Raw genomic sequence first — 24,062 nt, 5'->3', positions numbered from 1 at the left:
TCTGATTATTTTCGGTATTGATGTTTTACCCAGTCTACTTCCATAACCCATTCACCTTTCATTGGTGAGTCGGTAATTTTGGCATAGTTTAAAATAGCGAACATGGGCTCAGGATATTTATCTCCTTCGCCAACATTACGATATACTTCTTTGTCATCAACACGATAAACGAGATCACTGCCTTGCCATTCAACTGAATATTCATGGTATTCATTTAAACTTGTTTTAATGCCTGTCCGCAAACTCCACCAATCTCCTTTATCACAAGTATCTAAGCTTTTGATGGCACCAGTTGTAAAATGATTGTCATCACCGTCTCCATGATGCTCGAAAATATCAATTTCACCAGATCCTGTAAGTGGCCAACAAATATTTTCGTCAGGTTCTTGCACTGGAGATTCATTGTTTTGTGCGCCCAGAATCCACCAAGCCGGAAACATACTAGCTTCGCCATTGCTGCTCAATTTCAATCTTGCTGTCCATTTGCCTTTGACAAATTCTTTCCGGTTTTTTGATGCGATACGCCCAGCCACATACTCTGTATCAGATTGTTGTACGCCATGTTTATCCAAATTGTCACAGCTACGTTTCTCACCAATATTGATCACTTTTATTTTTAATGAGCCATCACTCACTTCTCGCGTTCCGAATTCGTTATCAGGCACATAACACTGTTTTTCGTTGTTTACCCAAATTCTTTGGTCTTGCCAATTGTCAGTATCAAAAGTGTCGAAGTTATCCAGGAAATCTACTTCCCACACATCAGATGCTAAAGATGCAAGCGGACCTTTTTTTTTATTACTATCTGCACAACTTATTATTACTGACAAAAATGCAATAACAAGTATGGTTAAAATGTGTTTCATATTTTATTGAGCTTACTGATTAAATTTTCTTTTTTTCATTTGATTAATCCAATGACGATCAACAAGGCGCATAAAAACAAAAGCCGTGCGTATGACACGGCCTTTGTTATGTGCTTTTTTTAGGATGTTGACCTATTCAACTTCTTTTAATACAACGTTGTCAACAAAGATACCAGTACCAAAATTACCGTCCCAGTTTCCTGCTTTGATCGCTAAAAAAATAGTTCCGTTACTAGTTAGATCTCCTTCTGAAAAAGTCACGTTTCCATTGGCATCTAACAATGAATCTTCAGGTAGCGGGCAGCCTCCTGAGGCCACTTCTAATATCTCTCCATTATAGGCATCAACACCGCAGTTTTCATTATCGCCAAAACTTTTCACAAACACTTCTGCACCTCCATCTGTATAATCATCTCCAGCTGCTTCAACTGATTGTTTTCCAAAATATACTTCTAACCAGCTACTAGTGCTGCCTTCGCTCCTGATCTTAGCACTAAATTTATAGGTCTTGCCCTTTTCTACTGCAATTTCCTGCCAAATAATGGCATTCGTTTGCTGAACTTCAGCAGTACCAATGAATTTGAATTCTCCATTATCAAAGCCATGCTCCACATCTTGGCCACTTCCGGTCCATAATTGTTTATAGCTCCATTTCCCTGTATCATTCATCTCACCATCCTGAACTAGATTTGCAGAAGGTTCAACCGGTACTCCTTCTTTTCCAGAGAAATTGAAGACTTCAGAAGTTGATTTATTACCGATGGCATCGATACTGATAACCTGCCAGAAATATTGAATATCTTTGCTTACAGAAACATCCAGTTTGTTTGTGGATGAAGTTCCTACCATGGTTGTAGGAGGATTCACCTGATCCATATAAACTTCGTAAGAAGCTATATCATTGTCAAGATCACTTCCAGACCATTCCAGGCTTACAGTACCTTCATTGACCTCAGATCCCAAACCAGGGCTTACAACTGTTGCAGGATAAGGAACATGGTTCTCTCCAGGAGGGCCGGCATTGTAAAAGGCCCAGGTATCACTTTGAGTTGTCACTGATGAACTGTTGTTCTTAGCGATAACCATCCATGAAAATGGAGTGGCTCTTAAAATAGATACCTTGGCTTCAGTTGAATTGCTGTTAATGGATTGTTTTGAACCAGAATCCATATTTGTAATTTGAAGGGTATAGGAATCAGCATTAGCAGATGCTGTCCAACGAAAAGTAACTTCACTTTCGGTATCAGAAACGATGCTTCCTTCGTTACAATCCTTGTTGTTTTCAGGAAATGTTAAACTGGCTTTTCCTGGTGTAATGATTATTGGATCAGCGTCTTCTCCGCAACTAAACCCCATTGAGAGTAGCAATACGCCAAATGTTAAATACGATAATGCTTTCATTATTTTAAAATTTTGTAGTTAAATATTTTGTTATTTTGAACGATTTTCATGATAAATAAGCCTGATGAAAGTGCTGATACGTCAATAGAAGAATTTGCTTTTCCTGCTTTTTTTGAGCTTCTTTTGACCATTTTGCCTGCGACATCATAAATGTATATTTCGAGGTCTGAATCTTGCGTTGCCCCATGAGATATGTATAAATAATTTCCATTTACCGGGTTAGGATAAACTACAGGGCTAGGTTCGAGTTGAATCAGTTCCTTGAAGGCTCCTTGGCAATTCAAATCGGTTTTGACTGAAAGATGATTGATCGATTGGCTCAGAGGAATCTGAAATGTAGATTCACTTGTCTGAAATTCTTTACCATTTAGGTCGATCAGATACGTTTTAGAACCTGATAGTTTTAAAGTTAAAACAGCGTTTTCAGGGTTCACACTTGAATTGACTTGAAGTGTTTCAGGTTCTGTAACCTGAACCGTAAAGCACTGTTCAAATTCATCATCTTCGGCTGCTTTGAAACAAATCGTATAACTTCCGGCTTCCAGATCAGTAAATTCAGTTTCTGTACTAAATGCTTTTGAAGCAATAGCTTTTCCGGATAAATCCGCTGTATAAGCAAACGATTTGTTAGCTGAAACAGTGATTTTACCGTTATTGTTGGCCTGACAGGTTTCGCTTTCAACTTTTATCGTAAAATTGTCTAAACCAATAGAGAACACTTCACATCCTTTTTCATTGACTACTGCACCAAGATTACTATTTGGACACTCATCTTCTGCATCAGGAACACCATCCTGATCAGCATCGGCACCTGCAATTTCCATCCAATTCATGTTAAAGCCTCCCTTAAGTACTTTCATTCTTAGGGTTTGGAGACCTTTTGTAAGTGTAATGCTACTTGTTGCATTTTCCCATTGTTGCCATCCACCCGTTATAGGTAGATCCAGGCTGAGCAATTCAGTTTCACTATCATCTGCTCCCAAAATATAAATCCCGATTTTTCCGGCAGTGGATTCACTGGCGACTCTTGCAATAAAAATAAAGTTTCCTTTCTCTTCTATATTGACCAAATAGTCTGCATAATCACCTGAATCCGTATACCCTAAGTTCTTACCACCTCCGTCATCGCTTGTGTCTTCGGTCTGGAGACCTGACATTTCACTAAAATTCTCTGCTTGAATTTTTCCTGGGAGAATAGAACGAACAGGCAGGCTGTTGCTGATAAGCAACTCGCTGAATGCAGTTAGCTTTTTCCCTGAAATGGTGCTTACTGTAGTGCCATCATAACTTACTTTTATCTCATCGCTGGAAAGAAATGATCGGTCAACATCTAATAGGATGGTTCTTTTCTTTGCATCTGCAAGACTAATTGCAGAAATTGGCTGAGCAATTCCATTGACAGTGACGCTAAAGCTATCTTTTGAATCCGTTAAAGAGGATGCTAAAATATCTTGATTTATGGTCACTTCAATGCTTGACTCATCAATACCAAGTTCACCATTTAAGGCGGTGGCATCTAAAGAGCCGGCATCACCGGTTTTGCTAAAAGTGATACTGGATATATTGAAAGAAACATCTCCAACAAAATTCAAAGTGATCACCTGGGTGCCCGCTTCCAAAGCAATATCATTGATTGTATGTGTTGCAAAAGTACTCCATCCTCCTGTGGCTTCAGTAGTTTGAGTTGTGGTAATGGCTTCTTGGTTCAAGGAAATATGAAATTGACCTCCAGCATTTTCACCGGCTATTCTGGCCTCTAATTTGTATACTCCTGACTCTAAGATCTGAACAGTGTAATTGATCCATTCCCCCTTATTGGTAAAACCAACATGGTACCCATTACTGTTGAAGTCATCTGTATTTTTTTCTATATCAACGCCATCGTTACGATAGGTCCAACCCGAATTCCAAGCTTGAAACTGGTTGGTAGAGAGTTGGTAATTTGCTGCATCGATATCATAGTAAGCAAAATTATTTTTCCCCAGGTCATAATCTGACAAATGAATGGTGCCTGGAATTTTTTGCAAACTGTAAGGTTTGGTCTCGTCAGTAGTAATTTGCCTGATTTGGGCATCTTGCACGTCTTTATGGTAACTGCATTTATTACTTGCTGTATTGTTGGCTAACTCCATCATAGCGGCATAGGCCTCAGCTTCTGAAGGTTTAGCCACATTGCCTCTCCAATACTCTAAAATGTTTTTATAACCATCTGAAAATACAATGGAATAAGGGCTAACAGTAGTTTCAATGCGTTTCATCGGCCACCATGACCATCCGATACCATTCTTTTCAAAAAGAGAAATGGCTTCCTGAAACCAGGTATTTGAATTTTCTCCAGCTTCTCCCATCCAAAGAGGAACATTTTGTGCTTCTCTTAAATCGAGCACCCATTGGATGGATGCCTGATCATTGAATGACCAATATTTATGAAAGCTATAGACCATGTTGTTGTCCCAGGCTGGTGTAAGACCAGTGAAATCATTAGCGAACCAGTTTCCTTCAATAAAAATGATATGTTTGGTATCAACTTTTCTGATTTCTGTAGTAATTTCCTCATAGAGTGTTCTTAACATGGTTCCGCCGGGGAGGTTCCAGTTCACTTCGTTTAGAAGATCATATCCTCCCATCCAGGGTTCGTCCTTATATCGTTCGGCAAGTTTAGCCCAAAGAGCAACCGTTTTAGCTCGATTTTCTTCACTTTCCCAAAGTGATGGTTTATCCGTGTCATAATCTGAAATGGCCGCATTAGCACCCTGCCCGCCTGGTGCCGCATGTAAGTCAAGGATCAAATACATATTATTTGCTTCACACCAGTTCAATAATTCATCGACCATATTGAATCCTTTGTCAATGAAAGTGTTTTGTCCTGCAACGGGTTCATCTTCTATTGGAAGTGTGAATAAATTATAATGCATCGGAAGTCTGACACTGTTGAATCCCCATTTTGCTAAAGAATCAATGTCTTGTTTTGTAACATGATTTTGCAGCCAGGTGTCGAAAAATTCATCGGTTTTTGTTTTGCCAATTAAGTCTTCGAGTCTTTCACGAAATTCATGTTGGGTATCGGCCACATCTGAAGACTGCATCATATAGCCTTCCATAAGCATCCAGCCGCCAAGCCCGGCACCTTTTAGAATGACTTCATTGCCATTTCCGTCCACAATTTTTTTTCCTTCTGTTTTGAGGTTCTGACTCCAGATGAATCCACTGGTTAAAACCATGATCAACAATAGTAGTTTTCTTTTCATAAGTAAAATAATTATTTGTCCATTTCAAATTTATGCTTCGTTTGAGATAAGTGGATAGAATAGGCTACACTAAATCTACGTCATCTGACATCTTTCTTACGTCAACACTACGTCAAAACACATAAATGTATGAATTTCAATTAGTTAAATTATGAGTTTTAACAGCAATATTTCTTACTTTTAATCATGTGAAGTAATAGGTTGGTGGATAATTCTGCGATAAATACCAAGCTTTAAAAGTCTTTAAAATGAAATATTATAGCTCGCTCTTTTTCTTATTTTTCATTGCCTTGGGTACTGTACAAACCCAAACTTTGAATGGTGATGATCTCCATTTCACCCCAAGACTCACTAATTTTTCAGGATTAGATTTCAAGGCCAATGAACAGTTTTATGATATGGTTGAGGGGGAAGATGGGATGTTGTATTTTGGAAACAATGACGGTGTCCTTATTTATGATGGTGAAAGGTGGCAAAAAGTAGTTCTTCCAAATAATTCTGCAGCAACGAGCCTGGTAAAATCAAATAAAGGAGAGATTTATGCAGGTGGTTATAATGAACTTGGTCAGGTTAAGAAGGATTCCCTGGGAAACTATGTCTTCGAGTCTTTAAAAGACAAATATAAACTGCAAGAACTTAATTTTGAATATTTATGGCAGGCACATTCTTTTAATGATGTCTTGCTATTCAGATCTTTTGGTGCTTTATTGTTGGTATCGGATAAGGGGCTTACAAGTATAAGGCCAAAGAATTTTTTCAGCTTTTCAGGACTTGTTAATGGAGAGTTTTTTGCCATGGATTACGGAATAGGCTTAATGAGGTTTAATGCTGAAAAGAAGGGCTTAGACCCAGTATTACATCGAAATCCTGTTGATTTAAATGGAATAAGCGCATTCTTACCCTCTAAGGATGAGAACACTTTTTACGCTCCAACAAAATCAGGTAATATTTATAAAGTTGATTTACAGAAAAAAGAAGCTATTATTTGGAAATCAATTTTTGACGAAGGCGAGGATGAGATATTTTCTGCAATAAAATTTAAAGATTCCTACCTGCTGGGAACCAGAAGTTCCGCAGTACATGTGTTCAATGAAGCTGGTGAGTTAATAATGAATCATCAGGGATTTTCTGAAATGGTGAATGCATCCTTTGTCAATTTTCATGTTTCTGGTAATAATTTATGGATTCTGAAAAATAATGGGCTTTCCTTTCTTGAATTTGATATGCCTGACTTTCATTTATTTAACAAGGCTCCGGTATATGACATCTTGCTTGATCAGGAGAAAATATATCTGGCTACAAGCACAGGAGCATACTATTCGGCATTTGATTTAAGTAGTGATTATAATTATAATCCAAGGTTTTCAAAGATTCAGGGACTTGAAGGTCAAGTTTGGTCTGTCCAGAAGTTTAAAGACCAAATATTTGTAAGTGGCCATAATGGGCTCTTTTTATTGGAGCAAGGAAAATTAACAAGTTTGAACGTACAGGATTCTTTTTGGAAGATTCTGCCTATTTCAAATACTTCTGATAAATTTCTTGCCGCCAGTTATAGTGGCCTATACTTGTTAAATAACGAAAAGGGTGTCTGGTCATTAGGAAATAAGATCAGTGGTTTTGATGAATCTAGTAGGGATATTATTGAGGGTGATAGCCCGAATACTTTCTGGATTTGCCATGGATATAAAGGTGTCTTCAGGTTAAAGTTGGAAGCAGGTTTTGATCGGGCATATTCCATAGAGCATTTCACAGATAAAAATGGTCTGAAGTCACCATTTAATGTCAATGTCACTCGATATGATAATGAAATTATATTTACTACAAATACAGGCATATTTACATTTAATGAATCAGAGGGAATCTTTGTTCCATTCGAGCCTTTGAATAAAATTCTTGACCCAGAATTTAACACTACTAAAATCGAGAAAGAAGGAGATAGAACCTGGTTCGTTCAGAATGATGAATTTGGATATTTTGAAAATGATAAAAACGAAGAATTGTATAAAAGTTTGTTTTTAAATATCAAGGGGAAATTGAACAGGAGTATGGAGAGCTTTATTCCGATAAAAAATAAAAAGGTGTTAATTGGAGCAAATGATGGTCTGTACTTATATCAAACTAAAACAGAAGATGATCCAAAAATCTATAAAACATTTATTTCAAGTGCCAGCTATTATTCTGATAACTTGAAGGGTTGGATTGATCTGCCATTGGATGGGGCAGCTATCTTGCCAAGAAAGATTGGAGTATTAAGATTTGAATTTGCAGTGCCAGGAATGTCAGTGTCTGAAAAAAAACAATACCAGTATCAGCTAGTAGGTATCGATAATGATTGGTCAGAATGGTCTGAGAATAATTATAAAGAATATACATTCCTTGAGCCGGGAGCTTATCAACTTAAAGTTCGGGCCAGAAATATGATAGGTGAGGATGGAGACGAAAAAACATATGCGTTTGAGATACCAAAAGCCTGGCATGAAACTGAATGGGCTAAGTTCTCTTTATTTGTTTTGATTATATTGATTGTAACTGTACTCTACATAGTCATTCATAAATCGGTAAAAGATAAGATTCAAAAAGAAAAAGATATTGCCTTAAGGGCAAAAAGACTGTTACAACTTGAAATAGAGCAGTTAAAGCTAAAACAAGAAAGTCATCAGATTGAAGAACAAAAAAACAAGCTTGAAGAGGATTTACTGGCCCAGCAAAAAGAATTGGCAAACTACACTATGCTTCTGGTGAAGAAAAAGGAAATAATTTCCAGTATTTATGAAGAGTTGAAATTATTCAGTAAATCAATGAAGCAATCTAATGATCGTAAAAGGATCATAAGCATTTTGTCTACCATTAGACATCACAGAATTGGAGAGGAATACATGGAAGTTTTTGATGTTAATTTTGAACGCGTTCATGGTGACTTTTTTAATAGATTACTGGACGTCAGTCCTGAATTAACTAAAAGAGAACTTAGAATTTGTGCTTTTGTTAAGATGGATCTATCAAATAAAGAGATTGCTCCACTTCTCAATATTTCAGCCAGGGGAGTGGAAACAGCTCGATATAGGGTTAGAAAAAAATTAGATGTTCAGGAGAAGAATTTTAAAAACTATCTTGACAGTTTGAGCATGATTGAGAGTGTCTTGGAAGAGAATCAGACATAGAAATAAAAATTATCTTAAGTGAGGACCACCATTGGGAATAAAAAAAGCCTTTGACACTTGAATCAAAGGCATGTAAACAAACATTAAGTCAAAATATTGAGGGGTTCTATTTTATGATTGAGAAAGCAAAAGGTCAACATAAAATTTAAAATATTTTTCAGATAATTGATTGAAATCAATATGATCAGCCAACAAGTTGCTTTAATTCCTTAATTCGCAGCTCCTTATGAGGCTGTCTGTTCTTGATAGCAAAATCTGTATGATAAGTGTGGGCTTCTAAGAATTTGATTTGTATTTTGTTCCATTCATCCATGTTATTGATGATAGAAAGGGCTTTTAATTCTCTAAACAATTGACCGCTGATTTCATAAAAATCTGATCTTCCTAAATAATCAAGATCAACATCGCAAATTATTTTTTCTAATAATGTTTTAGGATTTTGTGGAACCTTAGTGGTTAAAATAAGACCAACTATTACGTCAATATCTTCAGTTGGAAAATCATAATCCGTAAGCATTCTCTTAGCAATCTCTGAACCTTTCTGTTCGTGTTCATGCGTAGTTTCTGTGAATCCAATGTCATGTAGTAAGACGCCTAATCGCAATAATTTGGCGTCGTGTGTGTTGACCTGGTTATGTCTTAAATACACCTTACATGTCTTCAGTGCATCTAATGTATGATGAACTCCATGGTAATGAAGATCCTTTGACAATTTTGAATTCAAAATGTCAATAATGGTACTTCGAAGTTTGTAATATCCTTTCATGGCAATAAACTATATTAAATCGTAATTATCCAAAATGCAAGAGAAAGTATGACAAAAATAAAGCTCAAACCAAAAAACTTAATAGATTTCTGAACACAAATGAATTTTTGATCGATGATCTTGCTTTCAATGTGAATCTGTTGGCTCAATTGTTCATAAATTTCTTCACCTGAACATACTTCCATAATTTTTTTTGTAAATGCATCTACGTCGCCGAATCCATAAACAGCATCACGAAAGAAAAATACATTTTTATCATATTTTAATTCAATTTGTGGTTTAAAGCATTTAAAACAATAAAAAATTGAAACCAAAACACAGGCCATCCATAAAAAGGCCAGCACCACAAATACCTTACTTGATTGAATTACTGGTTGAAATTGTCCTATCCGATCAATAAACAGACCAATGATAAGACTGTGAAAAGAAAAAATGATTCCGGCCTTTAGTTCTGAGGCTCTGATCAGCTTTTCTAACCTTTCCAACTGCTCCCAATAATTATTTGGGTCTTGTCTCATGTCAACTGATTTTTAATGATTTAATTTTCATAAAGTTAATGTAAATCAATTAATTTTCCTTTTTTAGACATTAGACTCATAATTATTTCAAATTCTTAGTTCACTAAATCGTCGTTATTCCCTTATTTTAACGGATATTCTATCATTTTATTGGCAACATAAATAATTTAAAAATACAGTATACAATTGATGAAGATCAATTTTATTTGTTTCGAGGAGGCTTTATTCTGCGTGAAATTGGAGAATTGGGTCAATTGTATATACCTTATTATTTATGGAAAATGTAATGTTATAAAATTCATTGCTGAGATTTTTCACCTCACCTTTTTTCTTTACTATAGAAGTTGCTATGCCGTTTTCACCTTTTATATAGCCATCTATTAAAATAGGAGTACTGACTTTGTTAGGTTTAAAATTAACTTCTAAAATGAGAATCTTAGGATCAGAGTCAGGAGAGCTCATCCAAGTTACTTTTTTCCCGGCGTTGACTCTTGTCATAAAATATTCAGGGAAACTTGGCAAAGAATGTGCACTTCCTCTGTTATCCGAAAATTCGATACAATCTCTAATATTTGCGTCAGGGGTAATATCTTTAATCACTTTTAAATAGATTTCTGTATCACCTACAGCAGTTGAATTTTTAGTGTTACAGCTATATAAAACAAGGGCTGCAATCACGATAATCAAGTATTTTCTCATTGACTTCAAAGTTTGTTTCAAACACAAATTTATTTTATTTTCTAAAATAAACTAGAAATATTCAATTTAAATCAGAATAGAACATGTTTTTGTTCATTCTCTTTTACAGAAAATTGATTGGTAATGATATTTTTATTCTTTATAGTATGAGCATAATACATCTTCAATCTACCTTTGTTTTTAGCTTGAATTTCTCCTCTGTACTCACAATCAAAGTTTTCGTTAATTTTTTCATAAGTGTTTTCAGAAACATTAATTTTACCAGATTCACAATTCGTCTCCATACGCGAAGCTATATTAACAGCGTCGCCCCATATATCATAGGCAAATTTTTTACTTCCAACTACTCCGGCCACAACCGGGCCAGTATTCACTCCTATTCGGATGTCAAAATGGGCAAAATCATGTTTCTTAGAAAGTTTCACCTCCTCCATGAATTCTACAATTTCAAAAGCAGCAAGAACTATTTTGACAGGATGGTTGTGACAAGGAAAGGGAAGGCCGCCGGCACACATATAAGAATCACCAATAGTTTTAATTTTTTCAAGACCATACTTGCCAATGATTTCATCAAACTTTGAAAAATAAAAATTTACACTAGCTACCAGTTTCTCAGGGCTAAGATGCTCAGAGTGAAGTGTGAATTCCTTAAAATCAGTGAATAGCACGGTCACGGATTCGAATTTTTTTGCCTTCACTTTACCACATTCCTTTAGCTCTTGTGCTGTCTCTAAAGGAAGGATGTTATATAGTAAATGATCAGACCTGTTCATTTCTTTTTCTATGATCAAATTTGTTTTTTGAATAAATCTGAATCTATGAAATAAGCCAATTGCCAGAAGGCTCATAAGAAAAAGCGCGATGACAATGGCAATTACCATTATTTTCTGATTTGCTTTTTGATTATTTAGACCATCTATTTCTCTCTGTTTCATGGCAATCTCGAATTCGGAGCGGGTATCGGCCATTTGTTGAATAGTTTCATGATTATGAAGACTATCTTTATAAGTAACATGGTTCTTATATAAAACTAAAGCTTCATCAGGATTTCCGTTTGCTTTTTGGATGTCAGATAGTTGTAAATAGGCATGACTGATCTGTTCTTTTAAACCATATGTTGTGGCAAGGTTTAGACCTTTCCTAGAAAAATTATCAGCGGCTTCAAAATCTCCCTTTTCAAGATAGATAGAACCCATGCATAACAAATAGGTGGCGAGTCCTTGATAGTCATTGTTTAAAGTAAGAATTTCTGTCGCTTTTTGTATGTAATTTTCAGCAAATTCTGGTTTCCCTTTTTGGGCATAAACCATACCGATTAAACCAAAATTATTTCCAATTCCTTTATCATTTTCCAAGGTTCTGAATATTTGCCCGGATTCTATTAAAAAAACCAATGCAGAATCAGGTTTTTTATTTTTTATATAATGATCTCCAATTTTTTGCAGCGTGAAGGCATAATTTACAGAGTCAGGAATCACTTTAAAAAGCGCTAAAGATTTTTTATAATAATCAAGCGTGTTCTTATTATTGGCTAAAGAAGCATATAGGGTTCCAATCGAACTATAGGTCATAGCAAGATTACTCTTATTATTCCCATTTGTAGCTATTTGTGCCGCAAGGTTATAATTCTCCAAGGCTAGTTTATAATTTCCTTTACTCTGTAATGCATCTCCTTTAAATAAATAACCAATGAACAAATAATCTATTGAGTCCATTCGAGAAGCTACTTTAATAAGCTTATCACTGTATTTGATTTTATAATCAGGATCATGGTAGGTCTCAATCAATAATTGAAGTGTTTTTAATTGGTCTTTTTCTTGTACCATCCCAAGGTTGATCTTGAGTTTGAGACTGTCAGTTCGCTTTAGATTTTGACCATAGATTCCTACAATTAAAAAAAAGGCAAGACCAAAACTGATCCAGATTTTTTTCAGTTGAATAGAAGAGGAATTTATAGGCTTCATTAAGTGGGGGTTTCTGTAGCGTTACTATTTGTTTATATAGGTATGGTTGTTTTTTTAATCGATTTGGGTTTTATTTGTGTGTCATTTATAACTGATGTTACTTTGCTGCTTTCAACGAAGTACATCTTCATCAGGCCTTTATTTTTTACTTCGATTTCGCCTCGGTATTCACAGTGAAACTCATTTTTGATGAGCTGATAGGTGTTTTCAGAAACATTGATTCTTCCTGCTTGAGAATTCGATTCCATTCGGGAAGCTACATTCACTGAATCTCCCCAAATATCATAGGCAAATTTCTTTTTCCCTACTACACCGGCCACCACAGGGCCCGTATTAATACCTATGCGAATATCAAAATGAGCCATTTCACCTAAATCTGAGAATTTTGATTCTTTAATGAATTCAGAGATTTCAAAGGCGGCTTTTACAATTTTTAAATGATGGTCAGGGCTTTCAGAATTTAGTCCTCCTGCACACATATAAGCATCACCAATGGTTTTGATCTTTTCAAGGCTGTATTTTTCAATTATTTCATCAAATTTTGAGAAATAATAATCTACGGTTCGTACTAAAACTTCGGGAGAAAGCGTATGAGAATATTTAGTAAAGGCTTGAAAATCGGTAAACATGATCGTAACTGATTCAAATTTTTTGGCCTTCACCATTCCATTTTCTTTTAGTTCTTCTGCCGTTTTTTTAGGAAGAATATTAAGTAGTAAGTCATCTGATTTTCGTTTTTCCTTATGGATATTCCAATAGTATAGACCTGTCATACCCAGAATTACAACCATTGTTAAAATAAGAAGCCTTTGGTTGGATTTTTGTTCGTTTAGCAAGATCACTTTCGCCTCATTTAAATCTAATTCTGATTGTTTTAAGTCAACTTCTGTCTGTTTCAGTGAGACTTCAAAATCGGCTCGCATATTGGCAATTTCTTGAATCGAGTTAGGGTTACGGATACTATCTCTATAAACGATATAATCCTTATAAAAATCCAGCGATTGATTATCAGTCTCTAATTTTTCATAAATTTTAGAGAGTTGAAGATTTGCAGCACTTATTTGAGGTTTAAAATTGTTGGCCTTAGCGATATCAAGCCCTCTATTCGCAAATTCAGAAGCCAAATCAAATTTCTCATTCAGAAAATAGATTTCGGAACTTTCTATTAAAACATCGCACAGAGCTCGATGATGTCCATATTCTTCAAGTGTTTCAATGGATTTATGGATGTTTAATTCTGCCTTTTCAAAATTTTTGAGTTGTGCCCAGGCTGCTCCTTTGTTAGCTAAATTATAGGCTAATCCAATTTCATGATTGATTTCCTTAAATAATAAACCTGATTTATTAAAATAAATTAAAGCTGAATCAGGCAGTTTTAGGACCAAGTAGGTATAACCTAAATTTTCAAGGTTGGTTGCGAGAAGAATTGTATCTTTTTCTATTTCAGGAATGTTAATAGCTCTCTGGTAATATTTAATTGCCATTTTTGAATCTCCCATGCCTTCGTAACACATTGCCATTGTTCCATAAATAACAACGATTTCCTCATTGCTTTCTTCGAAACCAGTAGTTTTTCCATATTCTAAATAACTATCAATGGCTAAGGAAAAATCTCCTTTTTGAAATAAAGCATTTCCTTTTTCAAGATATGCAGCAGAAATGTACAGAGTCGAATCAAGAGCCATGGCGAGAGTCAGTAATTCGTTAGCATAGGCTAGTTTTTTTTCTGGATTGGGATGATGTACCGATAATTGTTTTAAAAGATTTAATTTATTTGCTTCGTCATAATTCCCGCCTCTTATTATCGTTTCCAAACTATCGGTAGGGTTTTGATTCTGAGCAAAAATTGAAGCACAAAGTGTAAGAAAAAAAGCCATAGTAATGACCATGACTGTTTTGTTTTTAACGCTAAAATATTCGTAATTCATCGGGCTATACAACGTTAATTATGGCTTATGAAACTCTAATACGGGGTCTATGGTGTAAGGTTTTCCGTCTATCTCAATATTTATGCTGTAATGTTCCTTGTCACCGTTTTCTAATTTGGTTTTTACTTTTCGCTCAACTTCTTCGTTATTTCCACTAATATTTTGGCCATCTAAAATATCGATGCTGCCATTAACCTGCTTAAAATTGATTTTTTTTATCTTGATTCTTTCGATGGATTTATTCGAACTTTTCCATTTTACTTTTTTGCCAGCGTGAACTGGTGAAGTAAATTTTTCTATTGCGTCTTTATTATTTTGGGCAATATTTCCATCATTGTCATAAAGTTGAATATATGGGTAAATATTAGTCTCATTCTCCGGAATTTCATCTATGAGTCGAATAAAAATTATAGTTTTATCAACTGGAGGAGCTAAATCTTCATTTTTATTTTGTTGGGACTGATTACAGCCAACTAACAATAGAAATGCGAATAATAAGAGTAAATAATTTTTCATTGGTGTTGATTTATGGTTGATACTTAAATGTAATTTCTAATAGTTTCTTATAAAAATGGTTTAGGACGAACTGACCGTATTATTTCCCGAAGGTGCCTTTTTATTTACCCGCACGTGTCACCTATCCAATTCTTAATTTAATAATAATTAGAAATAAATAGGTTTAGGTTCAGATTCCTGCAGGCCTAAATTTGAGACTCAGAAGAAGAAAGCTCACCTTCTCCAACGGGTTCTTTCCCGGTACAGATCCTGCCATATTTTCCAAATTTATTTGTCCAGTATCCTACAAAGAGTGGTTTCTCGTTTCGTAAAATATCAACTATAAAAGAAAATTTTGAAATGTGGTATTGGATATGAACATGATCTACATCCTGTGGTTGAATTTCTTGGAATTCCTTTTCAAAAAACTCGACAGTTCCAATGATATTATCAGATGTGTCAAACAAATTGATCGTGGTGAAACTCCTGTTTTTTTGCGACCCTGAGTCAAGAAAAATACGATATGATTGTATTTCAGTATACATGCTAATTGTTTTAGTTTGTAAAATATGAAACATTTAATCGAAGATTAATGATAAGGATCAATGAATCAGATGATTATAATCAATGTTGAATTGTAAAATAGTTTTGTTAGGTCTGAAGCTTTTTTAGGCAGGAGAGATTTCTGCATGCTGGTCTTGGGTTTTTAATCCATCTACAAAATACATCTTCATTTTACCTCTGTTTTTGGTTTCAATTTCACCTCTATAGGTGCAATTGAATTCTTCTTTGATAAGCTTAAAGGTGTTGTCAGAGATGTTAACTTTTCCAGGCTGCGAACTAGATTCCATGCGGGAAGCGATATTTACCGTGTCTCCCCAAATATCATAGGCAAACTTATTTGTACCAACAACTCCTGCCACAACAGGACCCGTATTTATTCCTATCCGCATCTCAAAGCGCTGCTCATCATTTGGGTTTTCTTTTGATGCATTTTGCACAAATTCAGCAATATCAATGGCCGCTAAAACTAGTTTAGAGGCATGATTATCAGAAGGGAAAGGCAGGCCTCCTGCCGCCATATAAGAGTCACCAATTGTTTTGATTTTCTCTAAACCATAAGATTTTATAATGGAGTCAAATTTGGAATAATAAAAATCAACAGTTTTTACTAATTCTACCGGGCTAAGACCTTCAGAGTGTTTTGTAAAACCTTTAAAATCTGTAAACATTACGGAGACGGAATCAAATTTTTTCGCCACAACTTTGCCTTCGTCTTTAAGCTCTTGGGCAGTTTGTTCAGGTAAGATGTTTAGAAGTAATTTATCGGAAAGATTCCTTTCTTTTTCAATAATCTTATTGGTCTTTTCGATGAATCGATTTCGTTTGTACAAACTGATGGCCAGCACAATGATTAAAACCAGTACGATGGCGATGGCGATAATGGCAATTTTCTGATTTCTTTGTGATGTACTCAGCAGATTTACTTCAATTTGCTTTTGCGCCATTTTTAAATCGGCTTCTTTTTGGTTTTGAGCAACTTCAAATTCGGTTCTCAGGTTGGCCATTTGCTGCACTGCTGAAATATTATTGACACTGTCTTTATAGGCTGAATAGTTTTTATAAGATATTAAAGAAGCTTTGAGATTACCAGAATACTCATAAATTTTGGATAGCTGTAAATTTGCAGAACTGATCTCATCTTTTAGTCCGTATTTTTCTGCAATTGCCAAACTTTTTTGGGCGTATTCCAGGGCGCGTTTCCAGTTTCCCTGGTTCATATATAATTCAGACATATAAGTCAGGAAGACAGATACAGCATTTTGATAGCCTCCCATATCTTCAAACATATTGATAGAATGATTTATTTCTTCTTTTGCCAAATCATCCTGACCCATCATGGCATAGGCAATGCCTTTGTTACCAATATTCATAGCGATGCCTTCTGTAAACCCTAAGCGTTTAAAAATAGGTCCTGACTGATTAAACATTAATATGGCTGAATCAGGTTTTGACACATTCAAATATTCATCACCTAGATTTTCATAGGCGATAGCCAAGTTATTATCAGTGCCAATTTCTGAATTAATGCTAATCGCTTTTTTATAGTAAATGACAGCGTTTTGGTGATCTCCTATATTAGAGTAAACATCGGCAATAGCTATATTAATCATCCCAAGGTTTGTTAATGATTTTTTGTCTGCTACAATTTCTGCCCCTTTAAAATAACTGTCAAGAGCCTCTTCGAGATCACCTTTTTTTAAAAACGCATTCCCTTTATGGAGGTATCCATAATAGATATAGATTGTAGAATCTACTTTTTGGGCATTTTCGATAAGTTTGTCACTGAAGTAGATCGCTTGAGCCGGATCGTAATGGTTTGTTGATAATTCCGTTAGAAGATTCAATCTCTCTTGATCTTCATACTGGCCCAATTCATATTGTTTTTGGATACTGTCAATACTTTGTGAGCTCTGAGAAAAAAGATGAACGCAAAAAACAAGCATAAAACCCACTTGAAAAAGGAGTTTATGCTTGAAATTAGGATGTATTGTGAAATGATGTTTCATGTTTCAGGAAGAAAGTTTTTAATCAACCACCTGCTCCCACTTTAACTTTCGGGTCTATGTGAAACGGCTTACCCTTATTGTTTATCTTTAGGGTAATTTCGTATTTGTAATCTTCCTTTCCTCTTGTACTGTGTTTAATCGTTCTGACAACGGTGCTAGTTCCGTCTTTAAATGGGTTTTTAAATACTTCAGTTCCTCTTTCATATTTGATTTTATTAATATCGATAGCTGCGCTTCCATCTGTAGATTGACCACTCCAGATGATGGTATCACCAATTTCAGCATAGATAGTATAATCACGAGTGTCAGTTCCAGGTTCCTGACCCAAGAAACGGCAGGCTTCGTAAGCATCAGTGCCATTTTGCAAGGCTTCAACATTACATATTAGTGTTGCTTCAATTTGATTCTGAGCAGAGATCAAGCCAGAAAACAAAAGCATAAAAACCAAGGTTAGAATTAAAGGTTTGAAAGTTTTCATGATGGGGGATTTAAGGTTAATAAAGTCGAAAAGTAATAGGTTATTCCTATAAATATAAGTCAATTTGGAGGAATGGTAAAAATAATTGCCCAAAACACCCTTATTTTTTTTCTAAGAACTATGCTGCCATCGCGCTTATTGAAGAGGCGTTTTCATGTATTTTCATTTTAGCGGGATTTACTGTAATCGGTTTGATTCAGGTAAAAAATGGAATACGGAAGATTCATTTTTTAAATGAATAATACACGCATAGCTGGATATGAGTTATGTGATATAAATGTTAAGTAGTCAGATTATATATAATGATAAATTATAAATCATGACAGAAAAGTGATCAATCTTGCTTAATTTTAAGCATATAAAATCTATCATTATGAAAAGTATTATTGGTAAATTTCGTTTGGCCCTTTTTGTGGGTTTCATGCTATTAATCTTGACTGGTTGTGCCCAATCTATAGCAGTCGATAATTGTGTGGATGCTTCACCTTATGGTTTTTTCGGAGGATTATGGCATGGGTTCATAGCTCCGTTTTCGTTTGTTGTTAGTTTGTTTATGGATGAAGTGGCTTTGTATGCAGTAAATAATAGCGGAGGTTGGTATGATTTCGGTTTTGTACTGGGAGCAGGAATTTTATTTGGCGGGGGTAGTAAAGCAACTTAAAAATTAATTTGCCTTAAACTGAAAGCCTTATGAAAAAAGCTATCAATTGGTTGCTTTGTGTTATTTTTTTGCTTTTTGCCTATGTACAATTTAATGATCCTGATCCATATGTTTGGGTTGTTATTTATGGTGCGGTAGCGCTGTCATTTGGGATTTCTAATTTTATGGTGATTCCAAAAATGGTGTTGATTGCCCTAATCAGTGGCTTAGTTTTATTTAGCCTCTTTCATGTAGGATATTTCATCGATTGGCTGCAAAGCGATAGGCATTCAGAATTGTTTGGAGAGATGGTATATGAAAAACCCTATATCGAAGGAACGAGAGAATTTATGGGATTGATAATAGCCATTTTGAGTTTGGTATTCCTTCAGGTTCAGTTGTCAAAAAAAGAGTAATATCTATTTTGATAAGTTGGTTTAGGCATTTCATAACTTGTTTAAAACTTTCTGACTATGAGCTGCTTAAACTTCAATTAAAATTAGAAATTTAGTTTTGAATTTTTAATCTCTTTTGTAAAATGATCAATCCTCGTAAGAAACTTAACATAAGCTTCATCTTAATTTTATTCCTCACTAGCCTGGTTCATGCCCAAAACAGTCAGATTGATGAAAAGTCAGTATCAAAAAAGTTTAGTTTAAATGGTCTTAGTCCGTCACTTATTCTTTCCAGAGCTGAGTCTTGGTTTGAAAATGAGGATAATGGTGAAAAGAATGTTGTAGAGAGCCTCAACCCTGAAAAGAAAGAGCTCATTGTTAAGGGAGAAACAAAGGTGTTGTATAAAAATATTGGGAAAGAACTGTATCCAAAAAGAAGCGGGATGGCTGAGGTGTTAGATGCCTATTTTGGTCATATGATTGAGGTTCATATTGGTGATGATTATTATGAGATCAACTATATAGTGACAGATATGAAGAAAGAAATGTATGGGAGGGAAGAAATTTTTTATAAATGCGTGAATTTTGAGGAGATTAACGAAGAAGACTTAGAAGCCTATAATGATGACATGAATAAACTTTTAAAGGCCAATCTGGTTTTTAAAAAGCGACGTGAGATTTTTATGGAGAATAGCAAATCGCAATTTGAAGAGGTTAGTAATTTCCTTTTGAATGCAGGCGAAGTGAATATATTCTCTATTAATGAAGCCATCACTGATGATTAAGTCAATGAATGTCTAATTTACAGGGATATTCTTTTTTTTATAAATAGCTTTTAAAAATGTTGCTTTGACTCATGTAAGTTCCTATTTTTAGCACTTTAACTAGAATATGATACAATCTTCGATTAGATTAATTTACCGCACTTTATTTTTTTTAGTGCTATGTCTGTTTCCTTTCCTGTCTTATGCTCAATTATCTGATGGTGTTAAAATGGATTCTACAGGGACTGCCATTCCTAAGGCTATTAAAGTAACAAATATCATTCAGGGCGTTGAAGAAGCCAATGAAGAGATTAAGACCACTACGAGAAAGATCAGGCTTAGTAACTCTGTCAAAGAAATAGATTCTTTATATCCCCCTTTTGCCAAGTTTATTGAAGCGCAAGTAAAAAGGAAAAAGCATTTTGTTGACGCCAATCCCAATAGACAAAAAATAAATAATTTAATCAGGAAATGGGAAGGGTATTATGACCATCTAAGTAGATGGGAGTCAACTATAAATGAATATGAGGAACGAAATATGATCGTTCAGGAAATAGTGATTTTTAAAGAAAAAACCTGGGATTTAACTTATAAAAATGCTGTTAAAGAAAAATTACCTCTTGAAGTTTTAACAAGTGTAAGGTTAGTTCGGAATGATTACAGGAAGATCAATAAGCAAATTACCAAAGAGAATAATGATTTCCTTGTATTGGAGTCAAAAATAAATAAGCATAAGCTTTTAGTCATTGAAGTATTTGATGATTTGAATAAACTTAAAAATTCTGAAATCTACGACCTTTTTTATTTAAGACATGAGCCACTATGGAGAGCTTCTTTTAAAGATACAGATAGAGACGAAGGAGAAAAAGACGAGGTAGAATCAATTTCAGATAATATTTTAGGCATTTCAAAATATGTTCAAGCGAGTGAGCATAGTATTTATCTCTACGTTTTATTCATGGGCTTGATGGTGTTTCTGATCATTATGTTGAAGAAGGCATTTGAGAAATATCCTTTTAATGAAGAAGACGGAGATCTTCAAAACTCAAAGGATGTTATTTTAAACCATTCGATTATCAGCATGGTTTTTATTGGACTTGTCGTTGCCAAACTATTTTTTGCCAATACACCCATGTTGTTTGGTAATATTGTGGTATTGATGATTCTTATCCTGTCAATACCTTTGGTGCAGCCATATATGTATAAAAGATTTAAGAAGATCGTATACTTTATTGTTCTGTTTTATATTCTGGATACCGCCAAGACTTATATGTGGTTTAGTTCTGCTCAATACCGGCTTTACTTATTATTTGAGGCTTTACTTGTTGTTGGAGTTTTAATTGGTTTTACGAGGCCATATCTGAAGACAAGAAAAATGAAAATTGGAAATTTCGGTTTGTTATTGATTCGAGTAACTCCTGTGATCTATGGCTTGTTATTTATTTCAATAGTTTCAAATATTTTAGGCTATACTAATTTAACAGATCTGACTTTAAAAATTAGCACTCAAAGTGGTGTTTTTACCTTAGTTTTTTACGGTATTTTAATGATTTCAGGCGGTATCTCAACGGGTCTTATTCATTGGCATTTTAATACAAAAACTACCTTTGACGAAGAAAAGAAATTTGCTTTAGAATTAAAATTGCTGCGTATTATCAGGATCTTGGCGTTTATCGCCTGGTTTTTATTTTTCTTGGGGATGATAGACCTGCTTGCCCCGCTTACCCAATTCTTTACAGATATTCTTTCTGAACCCTATAAATTCGGAAGCATCACTTTTACACTAGGTGATGTTATGCGATTCATTGTCATTTTAATCGTATCGTTTGTATCTACAAGTGTTATTTCTTTCTTGTTTGATAGTGGCGAAGTGTCCTTTAAATTGATAAAAGTGCCAAAGGGTGTTCCTGCGGCAATATCGTTGGTCATTAGATACTTTATAATTGGATTTGGTATTGTTCTGGCCTTATCCTCTTTAGGAATAGACCTCGGTAAATTCAATTTAATGGCCGGTGCACTTGGTTTGGGTATTGGTTTTGGGTTGCAAACTGTGATTTCGAATTTTGTTTCTGGTCTGATACTTGTTTTTGAGCGGCCTATACATGTAGGTGACACTGTAGAGGTCAATAATTTGTTGGGTACGGTTCATAGAATCGGTGTTCGTTCATCGAGTATTATCACTTTTGATGGAGCTGAGGTGGTTGTGCCAAACAATAATTTGATTGCCAATGATCTGATCAACTGGACTCTTTCTGATAGCATAAAACGTGTTGAAATTTTAATAGGGACCACCTATGGTTCAGATCCTAATCAAATTTTAAAAATACTCATGGAAGCGGCTATGAGCAATAATGACACTTTGAAAAACCCTGCGCCACAAGCATTGTTTAGTGAATTTGGCGATAGCTCATTGAATTTTAAATTGCGTTTTTGGGTGCATTATGAGGTAGGTCTTCAGGCAAAAAGCGATGTGTCAATTGAAGTCTATAATCAGTTTGCTAAACACGGAATCGAAATACCTTTTCCTCAACGAGATCTGCATATTAAAAATTTGAATGAAATAAATAATAAATCGGGTGAGAATACTGGGAATGATAATATAATCAAGCCTTAGAAAAGTATCAATTTGAGTGATTGGCTACCTGTTTTTGACCCATCTAATTATTGTTTTTTAAGGAGAATGCTAGTTATATAACGTGTGAAATTGAAAAGAAAAATTATCTTTGAAATCAAATTATGAAATTATGAAAAAATTAGTTTTAGTAACCTTGTTATTGATGAGTAGCATTGCTTTTTCACAAATATCAAAGGAAGATTTTAAAGATAATTATATCAATGTAAAAGATGTTTTTATTTATTCGAACTCGTTACAAACTACCCATAAAAAAGAGACACTTCAAATTAAGCAGGCTAATGTCGTTTACAAAGATAATGGGGTTTCGGTTTCAACAAATGAGGGAAGACAATATTTTATTCCTTATAAAAGTATCAAATGGGTAGAATTTTTTGGTGATGAGGATCGACTTCGGTTGTATTTGAATGATTAGTTGAATGAATTATTTTTGATTGATGCTTCTTAGCCTGAGAGGAATTTATTCATCTATTTTTTTGCTAGCTGCCATTTTAACAGTTCGTTTTTGCTTGTAATTTTGATATAAGTTATGGGTTATCTAAGCAATAATTGGTAAATTTGGAACAAGTGGCAAGAGCATTAGAATTCTTACATTATTTTATGATTTTTCTTCAGACTCCTTCCATTTAAAAGAGTATTTAAACATTTAAATTTTTTATTATGGGAATTAAGAAACTGGCTTGGAAAGGCTTGTTATTACTAGGAGTTTTAGCCTTGTTCATACAAGGGTTTACAAAAATTGACCTTACTGCTAAGGACGATTTTATTGGATTACAATTGTGGTCAGTTAAAGATGATATGAAAAAGGATCCTAAAGCAACTGTGGCAAAAGTTGGTGAAATGGGCTATAAGTTTGTCGAAGCAGCTGGATATAGTGATGGAAAGTTTTATGGCATGTCTCCTGCAGAATTTAAAAAACTATGTGAAGATAGTGGTTTGCAATTTTTAGGATCTCATACAGGTCAAAATTTGCCATCAAAAGAGAATTGGGATAAGACTATGGCCTGGTGGGATGTAGCTATTGATGCCCATGCCGAAGCTGGCGTTAAATGGATTGTTCAGCCATGGATGAGTGAAGAAGGTTATAAGAGTCTTGACGGACTTAAAAAGTATGTTGAATATTTTAATGCAGTTGGTGAGAAATGTAAAGCCAAAGGAATTGTATTTGGATACCATAATCACGACAAAGAATTTACTACTGAATTTGAGGGGAAACCATTATACGATCATATGGTCGAACTAAGTGATCCGGATAAAATGATGTTTCAACTCGATCTTTATTGGATTGATAAAGGTGGGAAAGATGCATTGAATTATTTTGATAAGTATCCGGGAAGATTTATGCTATGGCATATTAAAGATAAGATGGAGTTGGGCGAAAGCGGAACTATGAATTTTACGGAAATATTTAAGCATAAGAAAGAATCTGGTCTTAAATACGGAATTATCGAAGTTGAGGAGTATAACTTTACGCCTTTAGAAAGCGTTCAAAAGAGCTTGGAGTATTTGAAATCAACTAATTATTAGTAATCAATGA

The 24,062-nt window shown here is 34.8% G+C and carries 19 protein-coding genes; 7 read left to right on the top strand and 12 right to left on the bottom strand.

Going from position 1 to position 24,062, the window contains the following annotated elements; all coding sequences use genetic code 11:
- Positions 1–5: 5 nt before the first annotated feature.
- The 3 genes from QWY87_RS09070 to QWY87_RS09060 form a co-directional block, all read right to left on the bottom strand.
- The gene (locus tag QWY87_RS09070; RefSeq protein ID WP_290290444.1) at positions 6–866 is read right to left on the bottom strand and encodes a glycoside hydrolase family 16 protein; all 861 of its coding nucleotides are present in this window, start codon (positions 864–866) and stop codon (positions 6–8) included.
- A 132-nt stretch (positions 867–998) separates the two neighbouring features.
- On the bottom strand, positions 999–2,267 hold the full coding sequence (locus QWY87_RS09065; RefSeq protein ID WP_290290443.1) for a fibronectin type III domain-containing protein: 1,269 nt from the start codon (positions 2,265–2,267) through the stop codon (positions 999–1,001).
- Positions 2,267–5,515: a carbohydrate-binding protein gene (locus QWY87_RS09060; RefSeq protein ID WP_290290441.1), complete on the bottom strand. Its 3,249-nt coding sequence runs from the start codon at positions 5,513–5,515 to the stop codon at positions 2,267–2,269. Before QWY87_RS09060 ends, QWY87_RS09065 begins: the two co-directional genes overlap by 1 nt.
- A 248-nt stretch (positions 5,516–5,763) precedes the next feature.
- On the opposite strand from QWY87_RS09060, the gene QWY87_RS09055 reads away from it, so the two are divergent.
- Positions 5,764–8,676 (top strand): helix-turn-helix and ligand-binding sensor domain-containing protein, encoded by a 2,913-nt coding sequence (locus QWY87_RS09055; protein WP_290290440.1) that lies wholly within the window; start codon positions 5,764–5,766, stop codon positions 8,674–8,676.
- A 184-nt stretch (positions 8,677–8,860) separates the two neighbouring features.
- Here QWY87_RS09055 and QWY87_RS09050 read toward each other — a convergent pair whose 3' ends face one another.
- From QWY87_RS09050 to QWY87_RS09010, 9 genes are all read right to left on the bottom strand, one after another.
- The gene (locus tag QWY87_RS09050) at positions 8,861–9,442 is read right to left on the bottom strand and encodes an HD domain-containing protein (protein WP_290290439.1); all 582 of its coding nucleotides are present in this window, start codon (positions 9,440–9,442) and stop codon (positions 8,861–8,863) included.
- Positions 9,443–9,456: 14 nt separating this feature from the next.
- Positions 9,457–9,960, bottom strand: a complete 504-nt coding sequence (locus QWY87_RS09045) for a Pycsar system effector family protein (protein WP_290290437.1) — start codon at positions 9,958–9,960, stop codon at positions 9,457–9,459.
- Positions 9,961–10,182: 222 nt separating this feature from the next.
- A complete protein-coding gene (locus QWY87_RS09040) occupies positions 10,183–10,659 on the bottom strand; it encodes a hypothetical protein (RefSeq protein WP_290290435.1) in 477 nt (158 codons plus the stop codon).
- A 71-nt stretch (positions 10,660–10,730) separates the two neighbouring features.
- Positions 10,731–12,623 carry an adenylate/guanylate cyclase domain-containing protein gene (locus QWY87_RS09035; RefSeq protein ID WP_290290432.1) on the bottom strand — a complete coding sequence of 631 codons (1,893 nt, stop codon included), beginning with the start codon at positions 12,621–12,623 and terminating at the stop codon, positions 10,731–10,733.
- A gap of 32 nt (positions 12,624–12,655) precedes the next feature.
- Positions 12,656–14,551: an adenylate/guanylate cyclase domain-containing protein gene (locus QWY87_RS09030; protein ID WP_290290431.1), complete on the bottom strand. Its 1,896-nt coding sequence runs from the start codon at positions 14,549–14,551 to the stop codon at positions 12,656–12,658.
- Positions 14,552–14,569: 18 nt separating this feature from the next.
- Positions 14,570–15,067 (bottom strand): hypothetical protein, encoded by a 498-nt coding sequence (locus tag QWY87_RS09025; RefSeq protein ID WP_290290429.1) that lies wholly within the window; start codon positions 15,065–15,067, stop codon positions 14,570–14,572.
- Positions 15,068–15,252: 185 nt separating this feature from the next.
- Positions 15,253–15,591 carry a hypothetical protein gene (locus QWY87_RS09020; protein WP_290290428.1) on the bottom strand — a complete coding sequence of 113 codons (339 nt, stop codon included), beginning with the start codon at positions 15,589–15,591 and terminating at the stop codon, positions 15,253–15,255.
- A gap of 123 nt (positions 15,592–15,714) precedes the next feature.
- Entirely contained in the window at positions 15,715–17,616 is a 1,902-nt protein-coding gene (locus QWY87_RS09015) for an adenylate/guanylate cyclase domain-containing protein (RefSeq protein WP_290290426.1), read from the bottom strand.
- 22 nt (positions 17,617–17,638) lie between these two features.
- The gene (locus tag QWY87_RS09010; protein WP_290290424.1) at positions 17,639–18,094 is read right to left on the bottom strand and encodes a hypothetical protein; all 456 of its coding nucleotides are present in this window, start codon (positions 18,092–18,094) and stop codon (positions 17,639–17,641) included.
- 373 nt (positions 18,095–18,467) lie between these two features.
- On the opposite strand from QWY87_RS09010, the gene QWY87_RS09005 reads away from it, so the two are divergent.
- The 6 genes from QWY87_RS09005 to QWY87_RS08980 all read left to right on the top strand — a co-directional run bounded on the left by QWY87_RS09005 (position 18,468) and on the right by QWY87_RS08980 (position 24,052).
- Positions 18,468–18,755, top strand: a complete 288-nt coding sequence (locus tag QWY87_RS09005) for a hypothetical protein (RefSeq protein ID WP_290290422.1) — start codon at positions 18,468–18,470, stop codon at positions 18,753–18,755.
- A 29-nt stretch (positions 18,756–18,784) separates the two neighbouring features.
- Positions 18,785–19,150, top strand: a complete 366-nt coding sequence (locus tag QWY87_RS09000; RefSeq protein WP_290290420.1) for a transmembrane 220 family protein — start codon at positions 18,785–18,787, stop codon at positions 19,148–19,150.
- 122 nt (positions 19,151–19,272) lie between these two features.
- Entirely contained in the window at positions 19,273–19,914 is a 642-nt protein-coding gene (locus QWY87_RS08995) for a hypothetical protein (protein ID WP_290290417.1), read from the top strand.
- A 106-nt stretch (positions 19,915–20,020) separates the two neighbouring features.
- Positions 20,021–22,507, top strand: a complete 2,487-nt coding sequence (locus tag QWY87_RS08990; RefSeq protein ID WP_290290416.1) for a mechanosensitive ion channel family protein — start codon at positions 20,021–20,023, stop codon at positions 22,505–22,507.
- A 130-nt stretch (positions 22,508–22,637) separates the two neighbouring features.
- Positions 22,638–22,940 (top strand): hypothetical protein, encoded by a 303-nt coding sequence (locus QWY87_RS08985; protein ID WP_290290414.1) that lies wholly within the window; start codon positions 22,638–22,640, stop codon positions 22,938–22,940.
- A gap of 245 nt (positions 22,941–23,185) precedes the next feature.
- On the top strand, positions 23,186–24,052 hold the full coding sequence (locus tag QWY87_RS08980; protein WP_290290412.1) for a sugar phosphate isomerase/epimerase family protein: 867 nt from the start codon (positions 23,186–23,188) through the stop codon (positions 24,050–24,052).
- Positions 24,053–24,062: the final 10 nt, after the last annotated feature.

This window comes from Lutimonas halocynthiae (assembly GCF_030409835.1).
Taxonomy (GTDB): domain Bacteria; phylum Bacteroidota; class Bacteroidia; order Flavobacteriales; family Flavobacteriaceae; genus Lutimonas; species Lutimonas halocynthiae.
Note: the sequence above shows the minus strand (reverse complement) of the source record. Positions and strands in the feature narration are given on the sequence as shown.

What these genes read in the sequence shown, in the direction of transcription:
- QWY87_RS09070 (WP_290290444.1), bottom strand. Translation starts at nt 866, where the DNA reads ATGAAACACATTTTAACCATACTTGTTATTGCATTTTTGTCAGTAATA.
- QWY87_RS09065 (WP_290290443.1), bottom strand. Translation starts at nt 2,267, where the DNA reads ATGAAAGCATTATCGTATTTAACATTTGGCGTATTGCTACTCTCAATG.
- QWY87_RS09060 (WP_290290441.1), bottom strand. Translation starts at nt 5,515, where the DNA reads ATGAAAAGAAAACTACTATTGTTGATCATGGTTTTAACCAGTGGATTC.
- QWY87_RS09055 (WP_290290440.1), top strand. Translation starts at nt 5,764, where the DNA reads ATGAAATATTATAGCTCGCTCTTTTTCTTATTTTTCATTGCCTTGGGT.
- QWY87_RS09050 (WP_290290439.1), bottom strand. Translation starts at nt 9,442, where the DNA reads ATGAAAGGATATTACAAACTTCGAAGTACCATTATTGACATTTTGAAT.
- QWY87_RS09045 (WP_290290437.1), bottom strand. Translation starts at nt 9,960, where the DNA reads ATGAGACAAGACCCAAATAATTATTGGGAGCAGTTGGAAAGGTTAGAA.
- QWY87_RS09040 (WP_290290435.1), bottom strand. Translation starts at nt 10,659, where the DNA reads ATGAGAAAATACTTGATTATCGTGATTGCAGCCCTTGTTTTATATAGC.
- QWY87_RS09035 (WP_290290432.1), bottom strand. Translation starts at nt 12,623, where the DNA reads ATGAAGCCTATAAATTCCTCTTCTATTCAACTGAAAAAAATCTGGATC.
- QWY87_RS09030 (WP_290290431.1), bottom strand. Translation starts at nt 14,551, where the DNA reads ATGAATTACGAATATTTTAGCGTTAAAAACAAAACAGTCATGGTCATT.
- QWY87_RS09025 (WP_290290429.1), bottom strand. Translation starts at nt 15,067, where the DNA reads ATGAAAAATTATTTACTCTTATTATTCGCATTTCTATTGTTAGTTGGC.
- QWY87_RS09020 (WP_290290428.1), bottom strand. Translation starts at nt 15,591, where the DNA reads ATGTATACTGAAATACAATCATATCGTATTTTTCTTGACTCAGGGTCG.
- QWY87_RS09015 (WP_290290426.1), bottom strand. Translation starts at nt 17,616, where the DNA reads ATGAAACATCATTTCACAATACATCCTAATTTCAAGCATAAACTCCTT.
- QWY87_RS09010 (WP_290290424.1), bottom strand. Translation starts at nt 18,094, where the DNA reads ATGAAAACTTTCAAACCTTTAATTCTAACCTTGGTTTTTATGCTTTTG.
- QWY87_RS09005 (WP_290290422.1), top strand. Translation starts at nt 18,468, where the DNA reads ATGAAAAGTATTATTGGTAAATTTCGTTTGGCCCTTTTTGTGGGTTTC.
- QWY87_RS09000 (WP_290290420.1), top strand. Translation starts at nt 18,785, where the DNA reads ATGAAAAAAGCTATCAATTGGTTGCTTTGTGTTATTTTTTTGCTTTTT.
- QWY87_RS08995 (WP_290290417.1), top strand. Translation starts at nt 19,273, where the DNA reads ATGATCAATCCTCGTAAGAAACTTAACATAAGCTTCATCTTAATTTTA.
- QWY87_RS08990 (WP_290290416.1), top strand. Translation starts at nt 20,021, where the DNA reads ATGATACAATCTTCGATTAGATTAATTTACCGCACTTTATTTTTTTTA.
- QWY87_RS08985 (WP_290290414.1), top strand. Translation starts at nt 22,638, where the DNA reads ATGAAAAAATTAGTTTTAGTAACCTTGTTATTGATGAGTAGCATTGCT.
- QWY87_RS08980 (WP_290290412.1), top strand. Translation starts at nt 23,186, where the DNA reads ATGGGAATTAAGAAACTGGCTTGGAAAGGCTTGTTATTACTAGGAGTT.